This is a genomic window from Pseudomonas sp. NPDC087598, assembly GCF_044743525.1.
In the GTDB taxonomy this organism is placed as follows: Bacteria; Pseudomonadota; Gammaproteobacteria; order Pseudomonadales; family Pseudomonadaceae; genus Aquipseudomonas.
Genome location: NZ_JBIUWQ010000045.1, coordinates 1 through 19,995, shown reverse-complemented (window position 1 = coordinate 19,995; position 19,995 = coordinate 1). Strand labels below are relative to the sequence as shown.

At 60.1% G+C, this 19,995-nt stretch carries 20 protein-coding genes; 8 read left to right on the top strand and 12 right to left on the bottom strand.

Features of this window, described 5'->3' with window-relative positions; translation table 11 throughout:
* Positions 1-80: 80 nt before the first annotated feature.
* From ACIOWE_RS21745 to ACIOWE_RS21725, 5 genes are read left to right on the top strand one after another with little or no spacing between them, the layout of a single operon-like run.
* Positions 81-1,109 (top strand): DUF5924 family protein, encoded by a 1,029-nt coding sequence (locus ACIOWE_RS21745; protein ID WP_201236157.1) that lies wholly within the window; start codon positions 81-83, stop codon positions 1,107-1,109.
* Between the two features lie 55 nt (positions 1,110-1,164).
* Positions 1,165-2,313: an ABC transporter permease gene (locus ACIOWE_RS21740; protein ID WP_401395653.1), complete on the top strand. Its 1,149-nt coding sequence runs from the start codon at positions 1,165-1,167 to the stop codon at positions 2,311-2,313.
* On the top strand, positions 2,310-3,113 hold the full coding sequence (locus ACIOWE_RS21735; protein ID WP_166222142.1) for an ABC transporter ATP-binding protein: 804 nt from the start codon (positions 2,310-2,312) through the stop codon (positions 3,111-3,113). Before ACIOWE_RS21740 ends, ACIOWE_RS21735 begins: the two co-directional genes overlap by 4 nt.
* A 1-nt stretch (position 3,114) precedes the next feature.
* Positions 3,115-4,053: an MlaD family protein gene (locus tag ACIOWE_RS21730; RefSeq protein WP_401395648.1), complete on the top strand. Its 939-nt coding sequence runs from the start codon at positions 3,115-3,117 to the stop codon at positions 4,051-4,053.
* Positions 4,050-4,673, top strand: coding sequence for an ABC-type transport auxiliary lipoprotein family protein (locus ACIOWE_RS21725; RefSeq protein WP_401395645.1), 624 nt, complete (start codon positions 4,050-4,052; stop codon positions 4,671-4,673). The genes ACIOWE_RS21730 and ACIOWE_RS21725 overlap by 4 nt, the downstream gene beginning before the upstream one ends.
* Positions 4,674-4,791: 118 nt before the next feature.
* On the opposite strand, the gene ACIOWE_RS21720 is transcribed toward ACIOWE_RS21725, so the two are convergent.
* Positions 4,792-6,021, bottom strand: a complete 1,230-nt coding sequence (locus ACIOWE_RS21720; RefSeq protein ID WP_401395642.1) for a nucleoside recognition domain-containing protein — start codon at positions 6,019-6,021, stop codon at positions 4,792-4,794.
* 230 nt (positions 6,022-6,251) lie between these two features.
* On the bottom strand, positions 6,252-7,583 hold the full coding sequence (gene gltP / locus ACIOWE_RS21715) for a glutamate/aspartate:proton symporter GltP (protein WP_401395640.1): 1,332 nt from the start codon (positions 7,581-7,583) through the stop codon (positions 6,252-6,254).
* A 307-nt stretch (positions 7,584-7,890) separates the two neighbouring features.
* Between gltP and ACIOWE_RS21710 the strand changes: the two genes are divergently transcribed.
* Positions 7,891-8,142: a hypothetical protein gene (locus ACIOWE_RS21710; RefSeq protein WP_401395637.1), complete on the top strand. Its 252-nt coding sequence runs from the start codon at positions 7,891-7,893 to the stop codon at positions 8,140-8,142.
* A 145-nt stretch (positions 8,143-8,287) separates the two neighbouring features.
* On the opposite strand, the gene ACIOWE_RS21705 is transcribed toward ACIOWE_RS21710, so the two are convergent.
* From ACIOWE_RS21705 to ACIOWE_RS21695, 3 genes are all read right to left on the bottom strand, one after another.
* Complete coding sequence (locus tag ACIOWE_RS21705; protein ID WP_201236150.1) at positions 8,288-8,752, bottom strand: inhibitor of vertebrate lysozyme family protein; 465 nt, start codon at positions 8,750-8,752, stop codon at positions 8,288-8,290.
* Between the two features lie 2 nt (positions 8,753-8,754).
* Entirely contained in the window at positions 8,755-8,919 is a 165-nt protein-coding gene (locus ACIOWE_RS21700; protein ID WP_003177151.1) for a DUF1328 domain-containing protein, read from the bottom strand.
* 73 nt (positions 8,920-8,992) lie between these two features.
* A complete protein-coding gene (locus ACIOWE_RS21695; RefSeq protein WP_201236149.1) occupies positions 8,993-9,277 on the bottom strand; it encodes a hypothetical protein in 285 nt (94 codons plus the stop codon).
* Positions 9,278-9,704: 427 nt separating this feature from the next.
* On the opposite strand from ACIOWE_RS21695, the gene algB reads away from it, so the two are divergent.
* Both algB and ACIOWE_RS21685 read left to right on the top strand, forming a co-directional pair.
* Complete coding sequence (gene algB, locus ACIOWE_RS21690) at positions 9,705-11,051, top strand: sigma-54-dependent response regulator transcription factor AlgB (RefSeq protein WP_401395632.1); 1,347 nt, start codon at positions 9,705-9,707, stop codon at positions 11,049-11,051.
* Positions 11,052-11,061: 10 nt separating this feature from the next.
* Positions 11,062-12,852: a KinB sensor domain-containing domain gene (locus tag ACIOWE_RS21685; RefSeq protein WP_401395629.1), complete on the top strand. Its 1,791-nt coding sequence runs from the start codon at positions 11,062-11,064 to the stop codon at positions 12,850-12,852.
* Here the strand turns inward: ACIOWE_RS21685 and ACIOWE_RS21680 are convergent.
* The 7 genes from ACIOWE_RS21680 to ACIOWE_RS21650 form a co-directional block, all read right to left on the bottom strand.
* Positions 12,849-14,465 (bottom strand): EAL domain-containing protein, encoded by a 1,617-nt coding sequence (locus ACIOWE_RS21680; RefSeq protein WP_401395626.1) that lies wholly within the window; start codon positions 14,463-14,465, stop codon positions 12,849-12,851. The genes ACIOWE_RS21685 and ACIOWE_RS21680 overlap by 4 nt on opposite strands.
* A 73-nt stretch (positions 14,466-14,538) precedes the next feature.
* Positions 14,539-15,321, bottom strand: a complete 783-nt coding sequence (locus tag ACIOWE_RS21675; RefSeq protein ID WP_401395623.1) for an N-acetylmuramoyl-L-alanine amidase — start codon at positions 15,319-15,321, stop codon at positions 14,539-14,541.
* 101 nt (positions 15,322-15,422) lie between these two features.
* Positions 15,423-17,474 (bottom strand): diguanylate cyclase, encoded by a 2,052-nt coding sequence (locus ACIOWE_RS21670; RefSeq protein ID WP_401395620.1) that lies wholly within the window; start codon positions 17,472-17,474, stop codon positions 15,423-15,425.
* Positions 17,471-18,349, bottom strand: a complete 879-nt coding sequence (locus ACIOWE_RS21665; protein WP_401395617.1) for an endonuclease/exonuclease/phosphatase family protein — start codon at positions 18,347-18,349, stop codon at positions 17,471-17,473. Before ACIOWE_RS21665 ends, ACIOWE_RS21670 begins: the two co-directional genes overlap by 4 nt.
* A 14-nt stretch (positions 18,350-18,363) precedes the next feature.
* Complete coding sequence (locus tag ACIOWE_RS21660; RefSeq protein ID WP_077575197.1) at positions 18,364-19,005, bottom strand: thiol:disulfide interchange protein DsbA/DsbL; 642 nt, start codon at positions 19,003-19,005, stop codon at positions 18,364-18,366.
* A 200-nt stretch (positions 19,006-19,205) separates the two neighbouring features.
* On the bottom strand, positions 19,206-19,817 hold the full coding sequence (locus tag ACIOWE_RS21655) for a cytochrome c (protein WP_201236142.1): 612 nt from the start codon (positions 19,815-19,817) through the stop codon (positions 19,206-19,208).
* 32 nt (positions 19,818-19,849) lie between these two features.
* Positions 19,850-19,995 (bottom strand): c-type cytochrome (locus tag ACIOWE_RS21650; protein ID WP_401395730.1); only part of this gene is annotated, 146 nt, incomplete at its 5' end.

Below are 19,995 nucleotides of genomic sequence, written 5' to 3'. Positions count from 1 at the left end.
GGGGATAAATCCCCTCGCCACAGGGGCCCGGCGGCGTTAACCTTTCGGGGTTTTTTCCTACAGTGTTGTGAACCGCCAAAATGCCGAAAATACAGCTCCTAATCCAGCGCATTCTCGAACTGATGAAGCGCTATCCCGGGGTCATTGCGCTTGGCGGTTTCATCTCCGGGGTCGGCAGTTTCATTCTGGTCGACCGCCAGCAGGGGCTGGCGAGCTGGATCACCATCATCATGCTGCTCAGCTGGATCTGGCTGATGCTGGAAAACACCCTGACCGGGCTTTTCACCCGCGTATTCAAACGGGAAATCCCCCAGCCGTTGCTGCGTTACGCGACACAGATGATCCACCAGGAAAGCCTGTTTTTCGTCCTGCCATTTTTCTTCATCACCACTACGTGGAACAGCGGCCAGTTGATTTTCACCGGCCTGCTCAGCGTCGCCGCACTGATCTCCATCGTCGATCCGCTTTACTACAAATGGCTAGCGCCCCGGCGCTGGGCGTTTCTCGCGTTGCACACCCTGACCCTGTTCGCCGCCCTGCTCACCGCGCTGCCGGTGATCATGCACCTGACCACCGCGCAGAGTTTCAAATGGGCACTGGGCATTGCCGTGTTGTTGTCGTTCCCGAGCCTGGCGTCGATTTTCCCGATCCGCACGGTGCGTAACGCGCTGGCGATTCTCAGCATCACCATTGGCATTGGCGGCGTCGGTTGGGTATTGCGTTCGTGGGTGCCGCCGGCAACGCTGTGGATGACTGATGTGGCGATCAGTACGCAGTTGCAGGATCGTACCCCCGGCGCCAGCCTCGATACGGTCAGCGCCGAGCAGATCCGCAACGGCGGGCTCTACGCCTACACCGCGATCAATGCGCCGCGCGGCCTCGATGAGCGGATTTATCACGTCTGGCAGTTCAACGGCAAAGAGGTCGACCGCATCGCCCTCGACATCCACGGCGGACGCAAGGAAGGCTACCGGGCGTGGACGCACAAGCAGAATTTCCCCGGCAACCCGGCGGGCAAATGGCAGGTGCGGGTGCTGACCGAGGACGGCCAGGTGATCGGCGTGCTGCGTTTTGAAGTGACGGACAGCACAGCGATCAAAGAAAAGTAATCGGGTTCGTGCTATTACGTATGCCAGCGTATTTAGCCGAAAAAGCACGGAGCTTATGACCAGCAGCTCGATCACCGGCAGTGCCCAACTGGACACATCGATCAGCCCTGCCCGCCTGCGGGTGTCCGGGGACTGGACGCTTGCCCATTACGCCGAGCTCAAGCAACTCACCGAAAAGCTCCACGGCCAATACGACACCACTGCCTCGATCGACCTTAACGGTCTCGGCGCCCTCGACACCGCTGGCGCTTCTTTGCTGGTGGAACTGCTCGGCTCAGAGCGCCTCGGCAAATCCACCGAACACCCCGATTGCACGATTTCCCAGGCCGACCGCGCCCTGCTGCAAACGGTGTATCGCTCGCTTACCGATTTCTGCGTGCCGGTCAAAGAGCCGGAAGTCAGCGTCAGCGTGCAACTGCTGACGCGCATCGGTCGTGCCGTAGATACGGTCTGGCAGGACACCCTGCAAGTACTGGGCTTCATCGGTTTGATCCTCGAAACCATCGCCCGTGGACTGTTCCGGCCCAAGCGCTGGCGGATCACGCCGATGATTGCCCACATTGAACAGACCGGCCTCGATGCTGCACCGATTGTGGCGTTGCTGACCTTTCTGGTCGGCGCCGTGGTGGCGTTTCTCGGCGCGACGGTGCTGGCCAGTTTCGGCGCGACGATTTTCACCGTGGACCTGGTGGGATTTTCGTTTTTGCGTGAGTTCGGCGTGTTGCTGACCGCGATCCTGATGGCTGGGCGCACTGCCAGTGCCTTCACCGCACAGATCGGCTCGATGAAGGCCAACGAAGAGATCGACGCGATTCGCACACTGGGCCTCGACCCCGTCGAGTTGCTGGTGGTGCCACGGGTGCTGGCGATGCTGGTGGCGCTGCCGATGCTGACGTTTCTGGCGATGCTCTGCGGGATCATTGGCGGCGGTGTGGTCTGCGCGGTGTCGCTGGGAATTTCGCCGGCAATGTTCCTCTCGGTGCTGCAAGCCGACATCGGCATTCAGCACTTTCTGGTGGGGCTGGTGAAAGCCCCGATCTTTGCGTTTCTCATTGCGACGATTGGCTGTCTGGAAGGCTTCAAGGTCAGCGGCAGCGCCGAATCGGTCGGTGCCCACACCACCTCGGCGGTGGTGCAGTCGATTTTCGTGGTGATCGTGCTCGACGCGGTGGCTGCGCTGTTCTTCATGGAGATGGGCTGGTGAGTCGTCTACCCCGCGCGCCCTCGGAGGCGGTGATTGAAGTCCGTGGCCTGTGCAATCGCTTTGGCAGCCAGAGCGTGCACGAGAATCTGGATCTGGATTTGTACAAAGGCGAGATTCTCGCTGTGGTCGGCGGCTCCGGCAGCGGCAAGTCGGTGTTGCTGCGCAGCATCGTCGGCCTGCGTCGGCCCAGCGAGGGCGTGGTCAAAGTCTTCGGGCAGAATCTGCCGAGCCTGTCCGAGCATGAGCGTTCGCTGGTCGAACGGCGCTTTGGCGTGCTGTTCCAGAAAGGCGCGTTGTTCTCTTCGCTGACCGTCACCGAGAACGTCGCCCTGCCCCTCATCGAACACGCCGGCCTCAGTCGCGAGGACGCCGAACATCTGGCTGCGGTGAAACTGGCGCTGGCCGGGCTGCCTCTGTCGGCGGCGGACAAGTATCCGGCCTCGCTGTCCGGCGGCATGATCAAGCGTGCGGCGTTGGCCCGGGCGCTGGCGCTGGACCCGGACATCCTGTTTCTCGATGAACCGACCGCCGGCCTCGATCCGATTGGCGCGGCGCAGTTCGATCAACTGATCCTGACCCTGCGCGATGCGCTGGGCCTCAGCGTGTTTCTGGTGACCCACGACCTCGACACGCTCTACACCATTACCGACCGCGTGGCGGTGCTGGCGCAGAAGAAAGTGCTGGTCGCCGGCCCCATCGACGTCGTTTCGGAAACGGATGACGCGTGGATTCACGAATACTTCCACGGCCCGCGCGGCCGCTCGGCGCTGGACGCCGCCAAATTGCTCAACGAGGTCTGACATGGAAACCCGAGCCCATCATGTGTTGATCGGCCTGTTCTCGGTTATTGTCGTGGCGGGCGCCCTGCTCTTCGGCCTGTGGCTGGCCAAGTCCAGCGTCGACACCGAGTTCAAGGATTACGAAATCGTCTTCAACGAGGCGGTCAGCGGCCTGTCCAAAGGCAGCCCGGTGCAGTACAGCGGCATCAAGGTCGGCGATGTGGTCAGCCTGCGCCTCGACCCCAAGGATCCACGCCGGGTGCTGGCGCGAATTCGGCTGGGCGGCGACACGCCGGTCAAGGAAGACACTCTGGCCAAACTGGCGCTGGCCGGGATCACCGGAACCTCGATCATCCAGCTCAGCGGCGGCACGCCAGACAGTCCGCAGCTCAAGGGCCACGACGGCAAGCTGCCGATCATCGTCGCTTCACCCTCGCCTATTTCGCGGCTGCTCAATGACAGCAACGACTTGATGAGCGGCATCAGTTCTTTGCTGGGTAACGCCAATCAGATGTTCTCCGCCGAGAACGTCGAACGCGTGAGCAAGACCCTGGCGCATCTGGAGCAGACCACCGGCTCGATCAATGATCAGCGCGGCGATCTGCGTCAGGCCATGCAGCAACTGGCGGCTGTCGGCAAACAGGCCGGCAGCATGCTCGAACAGACCTCGGCGTTGATGCGCAACGCCAACGGCCTGCTCAACGATCAGGGCAAACAAGCGCTGGGCAGCGCCGAGCAGGCGATGAAGTCGCTGGAACAGAGCAGCGCCACGATCAATACCTTGCTGAGCAAGAATCAGAACTCCCTCGACAACGGCATGCAGGGTCTCAACGGCCTGGCTCCGGCGATTCGCGAACTGCGCGAAACCCTGACCTCGCTGCGCGCCATCTCTCAACGTCTGGAGGCCAACCCCAGCGGTTACCTGCTGGGCAGTGACAAGAACAAGGAGTTCACGCCATGAAGCTGACTCGCCTCGCCCTCCTAGCCGGTTTTGTACTGATCAGTTCGTGTTCGATCCTGCCCAAGTCGGAACCGGCGGATGTCTATCGCCTGCCGATCACTCAGGCGCCCGCCTCGGCCAGTTCGGCAGCGTCGCAACACTGGTCGCTGCGACTGAACAAATTACAGGCCAGCGAAGCGTTGAACCGGCCGAACATCGCCGTCATCCCGCAAGGCGACGTGATCAGCAGCTACAAGGCTTCGCGCTGGAGCGATCCGGCGCCAGTGCTGCTGCGCAATCGCTTGCTGGACGGGTTTGCGCGTGATGGCCGGGTGACGTTGCTGAGTACCGATGACAGCAATTTTGCGGCGGATCTGGAGCTGGGTGGGAATTTGCAGGCGTTTCAGACTGAGTATCAGGGGAATCAGGCCAGTGTCGTGGTACGCCTGGACGCGTTGATCGTGCGCGGTTATGACCAGCGGATACTCGCCAGTCGCCGCTTTGAAGAGCGCCAGCCGTTGAGCGATGTGCAGGTTCCGGCGGTGGTCGCCGGGTTTGGTCAGGCCAGTGATCGCCTGACTGCCAAAGTCGTCGCGTGGGCCGTCGACCAGGGCCAGAAACTCGCCCCTCCAAAACCCTGATTCACCACAATCCCTGTAGGAGTGAGCCTGCTCGCGATAGCGGTCTATCAGCCACCATCATCGGTGACTGTCACCCAGCTATCGCGAGCAGGCTCACTCCTACAGTCTGATTTTGTGGTTAGCCGAAGAACCAGTAGCAAATGCAAATCGCGCCAATCACGCCGGCCAACTCCGCCAGCAACGCACAACCCACCGCATGCCGTGCCCGCTGAATCCCCACCGCACCGAAATACACGGCCAACACATAGAACGTTGTTTCGGTACTGCCCTGGATCGTCGCTGCCACCAGCGCCGGGAAGCTGTCCACGCCAGAAACCTTCATGGTTTCGATCAGCATCGCTCGGGCAGCACTGCCAGAGAACGGTTTGACCATCGCCGTCGGCAATGCATCCACAAATCGTGTATCCCAACCGGCCCATTCCACCAGATGCCGAATCCCGTCGAGGCTGAAGTCCAGCGCTCCGGAGGCACGCAAAACGCCGATGGCACAGAGCATCGCGACCAGATACGGCAGCAGATTCTTGGCGACATCAAAGCCTTCTTGGGCACCTTCGACGAACGCTTCAAATACCTTCACCTTGCGCCAAGCACCGATCAGCAGAAACAGCATGATCAGCCCGAACAGTGTCAGGTTGCCGAGTATCGACGACAGCGTAGCCAGAGCCGTGGCGGACATCGTCGCCAGCAGCGCCATGAAGGCGCCAAGAATAAGCGCGCCGGGAATCAGATAAGCCAGCACCACCGGATCCCAGATCCGCAACCGCTGCATGAACGCCACCGACAGGAAGCCGACAATGGTCGAGCAGCTGGTTGCCAGCAGGATTGGCAGGAACACCAAGGTCGGGTCCGGGGCACCTTGCTGGGCGCGGTACATGAAGATCGTTACCGGCAGCAGGCTCAGCGAGGAGGCATTCAGCACCAGGAACAGGATCTGCGCGTTGCTGGCGACCGTGGGGTTGGGATTGAGCTCCTGTAGCGACTTCATCGCTTTGAGGCCGATCGGCGTAGCGGCGTTGTCCAGCCCAAGGCCATTGGCGGCGAAGTTCAGGGTGATCAGGCCAAGAGCCGGGTGCCCTGGCGGGACTTCTGGCATCAGCCGCGTAAACAGTGGACCTAATACCCTGGCTAGCCATTCAACGATGCCGGCCTTCTCGGCGATCCGCAGAAAGCCCAGCCACAGGGTCAGGGTGCCGAACAGCAGTACCATGACTTCCACGGAGAGTTTGGCCATGGCAAAAACGCTTTCCACCATGGCCGCAAAAATTCCGGCATTACCGCCGACCAGCCACTGCACCAGCGCAGAAACGGCTGCCACGATAAAGAAGCCAAGCCACAGGCCATTAAGCATCAGTCAAATCCCCCGAAGAATGCGGCGAATGATAGCGGGGTCGCCAGAAACGACAAACCCCGGATTTCTCCGGGGTTTGTGTGTGCGTCACTTGTGGTCTGGCTCAAATCCCCTGTGGGAGCGAGCCTGCTCGCGAAAGCGTCCTGCCAGTCACATCAATGTTCAATGACATACCGCCTTCGCGAGCAGGCTCGCTCCCACAGAAAAGCTAATCCCACAATGCTCAGCAATCAGTTCTTGGAAGTCTCGCCAGCCGGCAGTTTTTCCTTGCTGCGCCAGTGCGGCAGAGAGTTCCAGTAGCGCTCGCCCTTGGCGTCGTCGTACATGCCTTCCCAGCGTGCGATAACCAGCACGGCGAGGGCGTTGCCGATCACGTTCAGCGCGGTACGGGCCATGTCCATGATGCGGTCGACACCGGCGATGAACGCCAGGCCTTCCAGCGGAATACCAACGCTGCCCAGAGTTGCCAGCAGCACCACGAAGGACACGCCCGGTACGCCGGCGATGCCTTTGGAGGTGACCATCAGGGTCAGGACCAGCAGCAGTTGCTGGCTGATCGACAGGTCGATGCCATACAGCTGAGCAATGAAGATCGCCGCAATGGACTGGTACAGGGTCGAACCGTCGAGGTTGAACGAGTAACCGGTCGGCACAACGAAACTGCAGATGGCTTTCGGCGCGCCATAGGCTTCCATCTTCTCGATCACGCGCGGCAGCACAGTTTCCGAGGAGGCGGTGGAGTAGGCCAGCACCAGCTCATCCTTGAAGATGCGCATCAGCTTGAGCACCGAGAAGCCGAACAGCTTGGCGATCAGGCCCAGTACCACGAAGGCGAAGAAGGCGATGGCGACGTAAACCAGGATCACCAGTTTGGCCAGCGGCAGCAGGGAGGCGAAGCCGAAGTTGGCGACGGTCACCGCGATCAGGGCGAATACACCGATAGGGGCGTAGTTCATGATCATGTGGGTGACTTTGAACATGCTTTCCGAAACGCCCTGGAACATCTTCACCAGCGGCTCGCGCAGGTCCGACTGCAGGCTCGACAGACCGAGGCCGAACAGCACGGAGAAGAAGATGATCGGCAGCAGTGCGGCGCGGGCCCTGGCCGCGCAGATGTTCGACGGGATCAGGTTGAGGATGGTCTCGATGAACGCGTGTTCATGCTGTACTTCGGCGGCGGTCGCCTGGTACTTGGAGATATCCACTGTGCCCAGCGTGCTCATGTCGATGCCGGTTCCCGGATGGAACAGGTTGGCCAGCAGCAGGCCGACGACGATGGCGATGGTGGTGACGATCTCGAAGTAGATGATCGTCTTCAGGCCGATACGCCCGAGCTTCTTGGCGTCGCCCACGCCGGCGATGCCGACGATGAGAGAGGAGATGACGATCGGGATCACGATCATCTTGATCAGACGGATAAAGATATCGCCTGCCGGTTGCAGGACGTTGCTGATCCACCAGGCCTTCTCGGCACTGAAATGGTTGAGCAACGCACCAATTGCAATCCCTAGAACCAGACCGATGAGGATCTGCCAGGCGAGGCTGAGTTTTGCCTTCTTCATTATCTTTACCCTTACTTGCGTTTGACTCAGGCACATGCAGGAACTGGAACGCTCTTTAGCGGAAAAGTCTGTGCATCTGCCTCCGTATAAGGTGCCCCGAAGCGAGTGTTTACGGCTCTTCGGCAGGCGAAAAAAGGCGCAACTATTCCGATGCAAGGTTGCGCCGTCTAATGCCGTAAACGCCTACCCTATGCCGAATCGGCATGAGCTTTTTTAATTGAAACTGGCGTCCCAACCGGTTCGATTGTGACATTTCAGCCGGCATAAGTGCCGTGAACCGGCCATTACAGCGTAGGTTGGTTATTTTTTGAACGAGAAAAATCGACTGGAAATTAAGGAAAAAGCTTACGCGGAGAGAGTAGAAGTCCCACTGTTTAAACGGTCTCTTTGTCGATATACGGTCGCCCGGAAACACCGCGAAATGTTTTTCGCGCGCAGTGTGAGCGATAAAAAGATGAGCGGAGCGCTCTGGATCAATGTTTTGGCTTGGCGAAAAGCTCAGCGCAAGTCCGTCGAACCGCTGTGGGTCGGCGAACCTGCGGCGCAGCTTTTACCCTGACCCGGCCCTCATCGCAGGCACTCCTTGTGCCCGTAGGTCACTCCGACCCTGAAACAGTCAGAACGTCCCGACCCCTTGGTCATGCGCTCGCCTTCCTCAGGTGGGCGCAATGGAAAGCAGCAGGGCTGCTGCCTTCATGTTCGAATCAGTACCACTTCGGATCTTTCTTCAGGGTTTCCATCAAAAGATCCTGCATGCCCTGATCGGGTTTGCCGAGGAAGCGGTAGGTGGCATGTCGCGTTGGCGACTTGTCGGCCGGCAATCCTTCAGGCACATCGACGAGCATGGCGTAAGCGTCTTTCTTGTCGAAACTGAACGCGACGATCAAGCGGTGATTGAGGCACTTGTCCTGCGATTCGCAGAGCGGCCCGACCAGATACTTGTCGCCATCTTCAGTCACGGCATTCATCTGTTGGTCCGGCGTACCGGACAGGTTCATCACCCATTCCGGCAGGCGTTCTTCCTTCTTCACCACGCCTTCCCAGGTTTCCCGGTATTGCGGGTCGGAACTCAACAGTTCGTTGACCCGCGTCTGGCCGTCATTGGCCGCCATCGCCATGGCACTACCGCCCAGAAGCAGGGCGGCTGCCAGTGTCTTTAACGCACTCATCGTTAACCTCGGCCGCGACGGCCAAAGAAGAAGGAAGCGATGAACATCACCAGGAACACGACAAAGAGAATCTTGGCGATACCCGTGGCGGTGCCCGCGATACCACCGAAGCCCAGTACTGCAGCGATGATGGCAATGATCAAGAATGTAATTGCCCAGCTCAACATGGTGATTCTCCTTACTTCTCTATTTAGGGATGCTGCGTGTTCCGGCGCATCGCGCCCGAATTTGTTCAATCAGTCAGAAAACCCAGCGCTCTTCGCGTGGCATCTCGTCCAGTGGTTGCGCTTGATCGACGTCCATCATGCGCATCGAAGCGCTTTCGGCCTGGCTGCTGCTGACGGCGCTGAAGTGCTTCTGTGTGCTGTGCTGCATCGAGATCAGCGGCTCAGGCTTCTGGCTGTTTTCCCAGCTCAGGTATTGCTGACACGCGATCAAAGTGATCAACAGCGCAAGTACGCCAAACAGGCCTTGCTGGATATGCAGTGGCGAGATACGCACTTGGGCGGCACGTTGGCGAGTCATCCTGGGTTCCTCACTCTTATTCGGTTGGGGCAGTGCTGATCTGCCCGGGCTGAATGAGGTATTGCAGCCTGCATGCCAGTTTTTTATCTAAAAAATATTCAATAAAATCAATGACTTATACAGCTTGCAAAAATTGTCTGCGACGCATCCTGCACGATGAGTCATCCAGGGTCGTGCGGAATGCACGATTATTTCGTAGGAGAATTCATTCTTAGGGAATTGAGAGCGGGGCGCGGATGTCAGAAAAGTACGCAGGGAATGCCCTGCAAATCGGCTTTTGTTTAAAAACTCAACAAAATCAGTGGATTAGCCGTAAAGGCAGGAGAGAGCTACCCTCCTATGGCTGGCATCGTTCAGAATCAACCATGCAACTTGCCCGATTTTTCCGGGACTAACCCAAGACCAATCTTTATGGAGCGTAGGAAAAATGGAATCTGCCACTGAGCATCAAGGCCGCATTCTGCTGGTGGATGATGAATCCGCCATCCTGCGAACCTTCCGTTATTGCCTCGAGGACGAAGGTTATACGGTGGCCACCGCCAACAGCGCAGCCCAGGCCGACGCACTGCTGCAACGCCAGGTGTTCGACCTGTGCTTCCTTGATTTGCGTCTGGGCGAAGACAACGGCCTCGACGTATTGGCACAAATGCGCATTCAGGCGCCATGGATGCGTGTGGTGATCGTCACCGCGCATTCGGCTGTTGATACCGCCGTCGATGCGATCCAGGCCGGCGCCGCCGATTATCTGGTCAAGCCATGCAGCCCTGACCAACTGCGTCTGGCGACGGCCAAGCAACTGGAAGTGCGTCAACTCTCGGCGCGACTCGAAGCGCTGGAAGGCGAGATCCGCAAACCGAAGGACGGCCTCGATTCCCACAGCCCGGCGATGAAAGTCGTACTGGAGACTGCGCGCCAGGTGGCGAGCACTGACGCCAACATTCTTATTCTCGGCGAGTCCGGCACCGGTAAAGGTGAGCTGGCCCGAGCGATTCACGGCTGGAGCAAGCGTGAGAAGAAATCCTGCGTGACCATCAACTGCCCGTCGTTGACTGCCGAACTGATGGAAAGCGAATTGTTCGGCCACAGCCGCGGTGCATTTACCGGCGCCAGCGAAAGTACCTTGGGCCGAGTCAATCAGGCGGATGGCGGTACGCTGTTTCTCGATGAAATCGGCGATTTTCCACTCACGTTGCAACCCAAGTTGCTGCGCTTCATTCAGGACAAGGAATACGAACGGGTAGGCGATCCGGTCACTCGTCGCGCCGATGTGCGCATCCTCGCGGCCACCAACCTCAATCTTGAGGACATGGTCCGTGATGGTCGTTTCCGTGAAGACCTGCTCTATCGCCTGAACGTCATCACCCTGCACCTGCCGCCACTGCGTGAACGTGCCGAAGACATCCTGAACCTGGCCGACCGCTTTCTCGCCCGCTTCGTCAAGGAGTATGCGCGCCCGGCGCGCGGTTTCAGCGACGAGGCCCGCGAGGCACTGCTCGGCTACCGCTGGCCTGGCAACATCCGTGAGCTGCGCAACGTGGTCGAGCGGGCGAGCATCATTTGTCCGCAGGAACGGGTAGAAATCAGCCACCTCGGCATGGCCGAGCAGCCGGCCAACAACGCGCCACGGGTCGGCGCCGCGCTGAGTCTGGATGAGCTGGAAAAAGCCCACATCGGCGCCGTCCTCGCCACCGCCGGCACCTTGGATCAAGCCGCAAAAACCCTGGGCATCGACGCCTCGACCCTGTATCGCAAGCGCAAGCAGTACAACTTGTGAGTGCACGGCGATGAAACTGGCGATGAAGTTGCGGACCCGGTTATTCCTGAGCATTTCCGCACTGATCACCGTGGCTCTGCTGGGGCTGTTGCTCGGGCTGGTCAGCGTGATGCAAATGGCCGGAAGCCAGGAAGCGCTGGTGCGCAGCAACTTCGTCACCCTCGATCTGGGGCTCAAGCTGCGTCAGACGCTGGGTGATCAACTGATCATCATGCTCGCGGAAAAGCCTGACCCGGTCGCGTTTGAGGCCTCCAAGCAACACTACTTTGAGCTCCTCGACCAAGGCATTGCCCAGGAGCAGGAGGGCGATGGTCGCCTGTATGGTTTCAGTCAGGCCAAGGCGGATTATCTGAGCTTCCTGCAGGCTTTCGACCTGTCCCGTGATCCGGCCACTTCGTTGAGCAGCAACGCCGACTTCCGTGAACGCTTCAACACGCTGCGTAACGGGCTGATTGCCGAGCACAAGCATGCACTCGACAACATCAACGCGGTGCAACATGACGCACGCGACCGGGCGCTTTTGGTGGCTGGCCTGCTCGGGTTGGTTGGGCTGGCGGTGTTGATCATCGGTTTTGTCACGGCCCACGGCATTGCCCGGCGTTTTGGTGCGCCGATCGAGGCGCTGGCCCATGCGGCGGACAACATCGGCCAAGGCAATTTCGAAGTGACCCTGCCGATTTCCTCGGCGATGGAAATGAATCAGCTGACCAAGCGGTTCGGGCTGATGGCCGAAGCGTTGCGCGAGCATCAGGCGACCAACGTCGATGAGTTGCTCGCTGGCCAACAACGCTTGCAAGCGGTGCTCGACAGCATCGACGACGGCTTGTTGATGATCGACCGCCAGGGGCATCTGGAACACCTCAACCCGGTAGCCCAGCGCCAATTGGGCTGGGATGACGATCGTCTCGGTCAAGGCCTTGGCGCGGCACTTGAACGGCCGGAGCTGGATGCGCAGCTGCAACTGGTGCTGCGTGGCGGCACCCTTGAGCGGGCGCCGGAGGACTTGAGCATCGAAGTCGACGGCGAATCCCGCCTGCTGACTTACAGCCTGACGCCGGTCAGCCACACGCAGGGCCACATACTCGGGGCGGTGATGGTGCTGCACGACGTGACTGAGCAGCGTGCCTTCGAACGGGTGCGCAGCGAGTTCGTCCTGCGCGCCTCCCATGAGCTACGCACGCCAGTCACCGGCATGCACATGGCGTTCGGTCTATTCCGTGAGCGAGCGAAGTTTGCCGCCGATTCCCGCGAAGCGGATCTGCTCGATACCGTTAACGAAGAAATGCAACGCCTGATGCAGTTGATCAACGACTTGCTCAACTTTTCCCGTTACCAGAACGGCTTGCAGAAACTGGCGCTGGCGCCGTGTTCCATCGAGGATTTGCTGGAGCAGGCACAATTGCGCTTTGCCGAGACGGCCGAAGCCAAAGGCATCGCCTTGAACGTCGAAGTGCAGGGGCCGCTGCCGCGCTTGCAGGCGGATCAGGCGCAACTGGATCGGGTACTCGACAACCTGATCGACAACGCCCTACGGCATACCGCCCGCGACGGCCAGATCCGCTTGCAGGCGCGTCGTCACGGCGAGCGGGTGATCATCAGCGTCGAAGACAACGGCGAAGGCATTGCCTACGGCCAGCAAGGGCGGATCTTCGAACCGTTTGTGCAGGTCGGGCGCAAGAAGGGCGGCGCCGGGCTGGGATTGGCGCTGTGCAAGGAAATCGTGCAGCTGCATGGCGGGCGCATGGGGGTTTACTCGCGGCCGGGGCAGGGCACGCAGTTCTATATGGCGCTGGCGGTCTAGGCCTCGTCATCCAGCCGGCGACCGGCGAGGCGCCGCCCGCGGGTAATCAGCTCGATGAACTGCACCGCGCTCAGGGCGTGGGCGAACAGCCAGCCCTGACCGAATTTCACCCCTTCGCTGCTGAGCAATTCGGCTTGCGACTCAAGCTCGATCCCCTCGGCAATCACCTTCAGGTCCAGTGCCTGCGCCATGTGAATGATGTGCGGTGCGACGCCACTGCTGGCGGCGTCATGGCCGAGGGCATCGATGAACGCCTTGTCGATTTTCAGGCAGTCCACCGGCAGCGTTTGCAGGTAGGCGAGGCTGCAATAGCCGGTGCCGAAGTCGTCGATCAGTACCTGATGACCGACATCGCGTAGCGCTTGCAGGTTTTCCCGCGCGACCACCACATCAATCAAGCCGCGCTCAGTGACTTCGAAGGCAATCTGCCGTGCCGCGACCCGGTGCAGGGCCAGCAGGCGCGACATGACCTGGCCGATACGCGGCACCATCACGTCACAGGCGGCGAGGTTGACCGAGATATACAGCTGCGGATTGGCGCGCAACACCGGTCCCAATTGCTCCAGCAAGCGCTGCAAGACGAAGTCGGTCATCTGGCGAATCTGTCCGGTATTTTCCGCCATGGGGATAAACAGATCGGGGCTGGTCAGCGTGCCGTCCGGACGGCGCCAGCGCAGCAACGCTTCGGCGCCGACGCAGTTGCGGCTGTCGAGGTCAAAGATCGGCTGATAGAGCACCTGCAATTCGCCACGGCGAATGGCGCCGTGCAGTTCAGCGTCCAGTGACTGGCGCTGGCGAACCAGTAAAAACACGACGAAACCGACGAAGGCGCCAAGCACCAGGCAGGCCGGAATCATCCACCACCAGATGGCGGGTATGTGCATGCCGGTACGCGGCGTAATCAGCACCAGCTGATATTCCGGGTTGTTGGTGGGCATGCGATAGATCAGTCGGGTCTGGGTGACTTGCAAGGCGTCGCGGCTTTTCGGCGGCCAGTGTTCGCTCGGGGGCCACGCCTGTTCTGCGCCGAGTACCGGAATCGCCCGGGTGCCATGGTCAAGCACCACCAGCAGACTGCTGCCGGGCGACAGATCGACCATGTCGGTCAAATGCCCGCGCGAGGTGGCGACACGAAAGTTGCCGCGTCCAAGCATCAGCGCGGCGCGGTTTTCATCGGGTTCGGTGGTGGTGTTCAGCCAGTAACTGTAGGTCGGGCCTCTGATGTCTGGCGCGCGGTTAACCGACATGCCTTCCTGGCGCGGACGGTTGGAGCAAGTACGCGAGGCGTCCATGTAAGCGGCTTCATAGACGAAACGATAGTTGAAGGTGACTTGCCGCAGCGTGGTGATCATTTCGTCATCGCAACTGCGCAGGGGCTGGGCTTCTAGATCATCGAGACTTTCGCGCAACTGGCCGAACAATTGTTCGAGGCGGGCGAGGAAGCGTTCGCCCTGTGCGTTCATGGCCTGGCTTTCGTTTTGCTCGACCTGATGCATCGCCACGAACATTGCGCCGGCGATCAGCAGGCTGGCACTGAGGACAGCCGCGATCATCGCCAAAAACCAGGGGCGATAGAACCAGCTACGCAGCGTCGCTCGGGTAGCAACCATCATGGAATATCCGAAGAATTACCAATGAGTTATAGCTGCTGATTGCAGTTTCGCCCTGACCGTCGGGCGGGCGTCATTATTTTGTCTGATTGAGTACTAGCAGCAGCGCCGCCGTTTGCGCGTCCGGCGTGCCGTCGAAACGCGCAGGGCGGAAGTGCATCTGGAAGGCCGCCAGCACATGGCGCGTGGCGACATCCAGTTCGCCGGTTTGCGGTGTGTCGTAACCGAGGTGGGCCAGTTGTGCCTGGAACCAGCTGATGCTCGGCAGTTCACCGCCGTTGAACAGGGCTTGCTGGCGGTCCACGGCTTGCTCGTTCGGCCAGATACCCAAGCCTTCGGCGGCGAGACGCTTCCAGGGGAACAACGGCCCCGGATCGAGTTTGCGCAGCGGTGCGATGTCGCTGTGACCGATGATGTGACGGGGGCTGATGCCGTTGCGCTGACTGATGTCCTTGAGCAGGGCGATCAGCGCCTGAATCTGCGCTTCGCTATAGGGAAACCACAGGCGCCCGGTTGGGGTGTCCTTGAAACCCGGATTGACGATTTCGATGCCGATCGAGCTGGAGTTGAGCCAGGTACGCCCCTGCCACTGGCTTTCGCCGGCGTGCCAGGCTCGCTGGTTTTCGTCCATCAGCTTGTAAACGGTGGCGCGTTTGTCGTCACCGATCAGGTAATGGCTGCTCACTTCACCGTGGGTCAGCAGTTGCAGCGAACGCTCAAGCGACGCCGAGGTGTAATGCACGATCACGAACTGGATGCGGCTGTCGTGATTGGCGGAAGGATGGCTGGTGTCATAACGCGGGCCGCTGGCACAACCGGCCAGAACAAGCAGGGACGCGAGGAGGGTAAAAAATTTCATGGCAGAAGGCAGTACACGCAAGACAATAATGCAACAGTGTAACGTAATGCCTTGCGTGCAGACGGTCAGCGGGCGGATTTAAACAAAATGGAACAATTCGCTCAGCCCATCTCGACCCGATTACGTCCTGCGTTTTTGGCTCTGTACAGCGCCTGATCGGCTCTTTTAAGCACCAGATCGCTATGTTCACCCGTCCTGAACGAAGCCAGGCCCATGGAAATGGTAATGGTCACGCGCTCGCCCTTGAAGTGAAACGGGCAGGCCTCGATCGCCGCGCGCAGGGCTTCCAGCAGCTTCGCACCGACTGCGGGCGGAGTCGCCGGCAGCAGCAGAACGAACTCTTCGCCGCCAAACCGGGCGATGAAGTCGGAGCCGCGCAGACGCTTGCGCAGCACGGTGGCGATGATCTTCAGGACCTTGTCGCCCGCCAGGTGTCCATAGTTGTCATTGATCCGTTTGAAATGATCGAGGTCGAGCATCGCCAGGCTCAACGTGTTGCCGTGTTGCTGCCATTGCTTGATCTCATGCTCGAGACGTTCGCTCCACGCCGCGCGGTTAGGCAGACCGGTGAGCGGGTCGATCAGGGCTTTCTGGCGTTGCTCTTCAAGGTGTTCGCGGAAGCCCTGCGCTTCCTGCTCCATATGCGCGACGCGCTCGGACAGGCCTTTAAGCCGTGCCGCGACTTCCTGCTCGCGGGCATCGCGCTGCTTCTGGTGTTGGTCCATAGTGCCGAGCAAGCCTTCGAGATGGTTCTCCAGCACTTGCTTGAGGTCGTCCAGGTCCGCCGCTTCCTGAACGCTGGTCTGCAAGCCATCGACTTGCTCACGGATCTGCGTGTCCATCGCTCGTGCCGCCGAGCTGTTGTCGGCATGGCCTTCGCTGGCGGCCTGCAGGTTGCTCTGAAACGCTTCGAGGCGTTCGTTGAGTTGCTGCAGGTAAGCTTCGAACTCGTGTTGGCCGCTGTCGGTGATCGCCAGCATCAACGTCGCCAGATCGTCGAGGATCGGTATCAGTTCGTACCAGTTCAAGCCATGTTTGAGCCTTTCACGCATGGCTTCAGCTTGTGGGCGGTGGCGCTCGGGCAGCGTCAGGTCGTCGAGCAGGCCGATCAGCGTATCTTCGATGTGTTTGGCTACGGAGCTGTAGGACGGCTCCGGAGAATCCGGCAGGGCAAAGAGGATGTCGTGCTCGGACTGCTCCGGGTCGATGGCCGCCAGTGCCTGAGCGATGGGCTCGGGCAGGGGCAGACTGTCGAGGAACAGCGGCGCGGGATCGCCGGGGTGGATCAATTCGTCGGGGTTGAAAGCGACAGGTGCGACTGGGTGTGGGATCGCAGCTGGAGCTGGAGCCGTAACGGTTTCAGGCTCGGGCGCGATGGATTCCACTTCAATCGGTGAGGCCGCTTCAGTAGTGACTGTCGGCGGAACGAAGGCAACTACGTCTGTTTCCGACTGAGCTAAGGGCGCTGGTGCTTCCACTGCCGTGATTGGCGCAGTGTCTTTGATAACCGTAGTGGCTAACGCCGGTTCAGCGATAGGGGCAGTTTGCACAGGTTCGGATGCATGCAGCTGTTCGACTGGCGCAATGTGCTCAGGCGTAGCCTGTGCAGGTGCAGGCACCTCGTCGCTGTCACGGTTGCCAAACAGACGCTGCAACAATCCCGGGCGTCCGGGCTCTGGTGGCGTTTCCAACTGACTCAACGCCTTGCCCTGCAAACCGCTCAGTTCACTCAGCAGCAATGGCATTTCCCGCGCCTGACCGACACGGCTGTCCAATTGCTTGGCGAACTTCTTCAGTGGCTGGGCGACTTCTCGCGGCAGCGGTAGAGCTTGCAACTGGGTTACCAGAGACGTCAGCGCGGTGCTGACCTGATCAATGCGGGTCTCGCGGCGCTGCTCGGAATCGAGCACGGCTTTTTCCAGGCGCGGCAACAGGGCGGCGAGGCCAGCGTCCATGTCGTCAGTGCGCACCACGTCGCGCATCTCTTTCATGCATTGATCAACGACGCGGTCGGTGCCTTCGGCCGCCAATGTGCTGCGCACCAGACCGCGACGCAGCAAGTCGAGCCGGGCGGCCCAGCGACGTTCGAGCTTGTCCTGTTGTTCGATGCTTTTGAGGTATTTCTCTTTCCAGCGCTGGGCGTCGTCGCTCATTCAGGGGTTCCGCGAGGGGCAGGACTCAACGCGGGCAATGCATCGGCCGTGAGCGAACCCGGCAGACGAATCTCTACCGCGACCGGCAGGTGATCGGAAATGGGTTGGGCCAGCACTTCGACCTTTTCGAGGGTCAGGGTCGGGCTGAGCAAAATATGATCAAGGCAACGCTGAGGGCGCCAGCTGGGGAATGTCGCTTCCACCTGCGGGGCCAGCAAGCCGAGATCGCGTAACGGTGACTGTTGTAGCAGATCGCTGGCATGGGTGTTCATGTCACCCATCAACACCTGGTGTTTATAGCCGCCGATCAGCTCGCGAATATAGCCCAGTTGCAGGCTGCGCACCCGCGCGCCAAGCGCCAGGTGCATCATCACCACCACCAGCGCTTCCGGGCCTTCGCCGAAACGCAGGAGGATGGCGCCGCGACCTTTCGGGCCGGGCAACGGGTGGTCTTCGATCGCCCACGGACGCAGACGACTGAGCACGCCATTGCTGTGCTGAGCCAGTCGGCCGAGGTTGCGATTGAGTTGTTGATACCAGTAGGGGAAGGCGCCGAGATGGGCCAGGTGTTCGACTTGATTGACGTAGCCTGAACGCAGGCTGCCGCCATCGGCTTCCTGCAAGGCGACCAGATCGAAGTCGCCGAGCAGGTCGCCGATCTTTTGCAGATTGCCTGAGCGCCCGGTGTGCGGCAGCAGATGCTGCCAACTGCGGGTCAGGTAGTGCCGATAGCGCTCAGTGCTGATGCCGACCTGGATATTGAAACTGAGCAAACGCAGGCGATGATCCGCTGGCAGTCCCGTAGACGCCAGGTGATGTTCGTTGACCTGCGGATCATGCAGGCCAACGATGCGTTCAGACTTCCAGCGGCGCATTGCAGTTGCCGCGCTTAGTTGGCAGCAGCCTTGGTTGCCGCTCGCTCTTTGGCCACCAGTTGGTCGGCCAGTTGCAGAGCTTGCTCGGCACCACCGGCGGAGCCGATGTCGAAGCGGTACTTGCCGTTGACGATCATGGTTGGAACGCCAGTGATTTCATACTTCTTGGCCAGTTCACGAGCCTTGACGATCTGGCCCTTGATGGCGAACGAGTCGAACGTGGCGAGGAACTTGTCCTTGTCCACGCCTTGGGTGGCGAGGAAGTCAGCCATGTCGTTCTTGTCGGTCAGCTTCTTGTGTTCTTTCTGGATGGCGTTGAACACGGCATTGTGAACCTTGTGCTCGACACCCATTGCTTCCAGGGTCAGGAACATTTGACCGTGAGCGTCCCATGGGCCGCCGAACATGGCAGGGATGCGTACGAAGTTGACGTCGGAAGGCAGTTTTTCAACCCATGGATTGATCACCGGCTCGAAGGCGTAGCAGTGCGGGCAGCCGTACCAGAACAGCTCGACCACTTCGATCTTGCCAGGCTCGGCAACCGGAACCGGGTTGGCCAATTCAACATAAGGGGCGGCAGGGGCTTCGGCGGCCTGGGCAGTCACGCCAAACAGGCTGGCAGCGACGAGAGCGGCGCTGATGATCAGATTACGCATGCTTTACTCCTGGACAATTTTGGTCGCCTCGCGCGACCTGTTTTCAGACAGATCCTGGCGGGCATGAGTTCTGTAGTGTAACGGCAGCGGCCACAAAAAAGGGCGGCCAAAGCCACCCTTTTTATACTTGCTGCGACGGATTAATCGAGCGTTAACATTGCAAGAGATGTCTCTCACCGGCAGCGCTCGATCCGCGGGTCTTAGTGCAGACCCTGAATGTAGCTGGAGACGGCGGCGATGTCTTCGTCGCTCAACCGTTTGGCGATGGTCTGCATGGTCAGCGTGTCGCCATCGTTGGTGCGACCGCCTTCTTCCTTGCGGAAATCGGTCAGCTGTTTGGCGATGTATTGAGCGTGTTGTCCACCCAGATGCGGGAAGCCGGCAGCGGCGTTGCCGGCACCGTTCGGCGAATGGCAACCGGTGCAGGCTGGCAGGCCTTTGGCCAGGTTGCCGCCGCGGAACAGCGCCTCACCGCGAGCAACGATCTTCGGATCGGCAGCGCCGACGCTGCCTTTCTGGCTGGCGAAATAGGCGGCGATGTCGGCCAGATCCTGATCGCTCAGGTTGGTCAGCAGGCCAGTCATTTCGAGAACGGTGCGCTTGCCCGACTTGATGTCGTGCAGTTGCTTGGTCAGGTAACGTTCACCCTGGCCGGCCAGTTTTGGAAAGTTTGGCGCCATGCTGTTCCCGTCCGGACCATGGCAGGCTCCGCAAACGGCAGCTTTCGCCTGGCCGGCGGCGGCATCACCGGCAGCATGGGCGAAGCCTGAAATTCCCACGGTCAACAGCAGACTCACGATCAGTTTGTTCATCAGCTAATCCAACTACGGCTAAGGGTTAAGAGTTATGGACCGGGTTTACTCTCGCTCATCCAAAGGATGATGGCCTGGTAATCCTCGGCACTGCAGTCCATGCACCAACCACGCGGCGGCATCGCCTTGAAACCCTGGGTCACGTGTTGCACCAGCGTCTCCATACCTGTCGCCCACC

Bases quoted from the DNA above. Each gene is read 5' to 3' on its own strand.
- ACIOWE_RS21745 (WP_201236157.1), top strand. From the start codon at position 81: ATGCCGAAAATACAGCTCCTAATCCAGCGCATTCTCGAACTGATGAAG.
- ACIOWE_RS21740 (WP_401395653.1), top strand. From the start codon at position 1,165: ATGACCAGCAGCTCGATCACCGGCAGTGCCCAACTGGACACATCGATC.
- ACIOWE_RS21730 (WP_401395648.1), top strand. From the start codon at position 3,115: ATGGAAACCCGAGCCCATCATGTGTTGATCGGCCTGTTCTCGGTTATT.
- ACIOWE_RS21725 (WP_401395645.1), top strand. From the start codon at position 4,050: ATGAAGCTGACTCGCCTCGCCCTCCTAGCCGGTTTTGTACTGATCAGT.
- ACIOWE_RS21720 (WP_401395642.1), bottom strand. From the start codon at position 6,021: ATGCTTAATGGCCTGTGGCTTGGCTTCTTTATCGTGGCAGCCGTTTCT.
- gltP (WP_401395640.1), bottom strand. From the start codon at position 7,583: ATGAAGAAGGCAAAACTCAGCCTCGCCTGGCAGATCCTCATCGGTCTG.
- ACIOWE_RS21705 (WP_201236150.1), bottom strand. From the start codon at position 8,752: ATGAGTGCGTTAAAGACACTGGCAGCCGCCCTGCTTCTGGGCGGTAGT.
- ACIOWE_RS21700 (WP_003177151.1), bottom strand. From the start codon at position 8,919: ATGTTGAGCTGGGCAATTACATTCTTGATCATTGCCATCATCGCTGCA.
- ACIOWE_RS21695 (WP_201236149.1), bottom strand. From the start codon at position 9,277: ATGACTCGCCAACGTGCCGCCCAAGTGCGTATCTCGCCACTGCATATC.
- algB (WP_401395632.1), top strand. From the start codon at position 9,705: ATGGAATCTGCCACTGAGCATCAAGGCCGCATTCTGCTGGTGGATGAT.
- ACIOWE_RS21685 (WP_401395629.1), top strand. From the start codon at position 11,062: ATGAAACTGGCGATGAAGTTGCGGACCCGGTTATTCCTGAGCATTTCC.
- ACIOWE_RS21680 (WP_401395626.1), bottom strand. From the start codon at position 14,465: ATGATGGTTGCTACCCGAGCGACGCTGCGTAGCTGGTTCTATCGCCCC.
- ACIOWE_RS21675 (WP_401395623.1), bottom strand. From the start codon at position 15,321: ATGAAATTTTTTACCCTCCTCGCGTCCCTGCTTGTTCTGGCCGGTTGT.
- ACIOWE_RS21670 (WP_401395620.1), bottom strand. From the start codon at position 17,474: ATGAGCGACGACGCCCAGCGCTGGAAAGAGAAATACCTCAAAAGCATC.
- ACIOWE_RS21665 (WP_401395617.1), bottom strand. From the start codon at position 18,349: ATGCGCCGCTGGAAGTCTGAACGCATCGTTGGCCTGCATGATCCGCAG.
- ACIOWE_RS21660 (WP_077575197.1), bottom strand. From the start codon at position 19,005: ATGCGTAATCTGATCATCAGCGCCGCTCTCGTCGCTGCCAGCCTGTTT.
- ACIOWE_RS21655 (WP_201236142.1), bottom strand. From the start codon at position 19,817: ATGAACAAACTGATCGTGAGTCTGCTGTTGACCGTGGGAATTTCAGGC.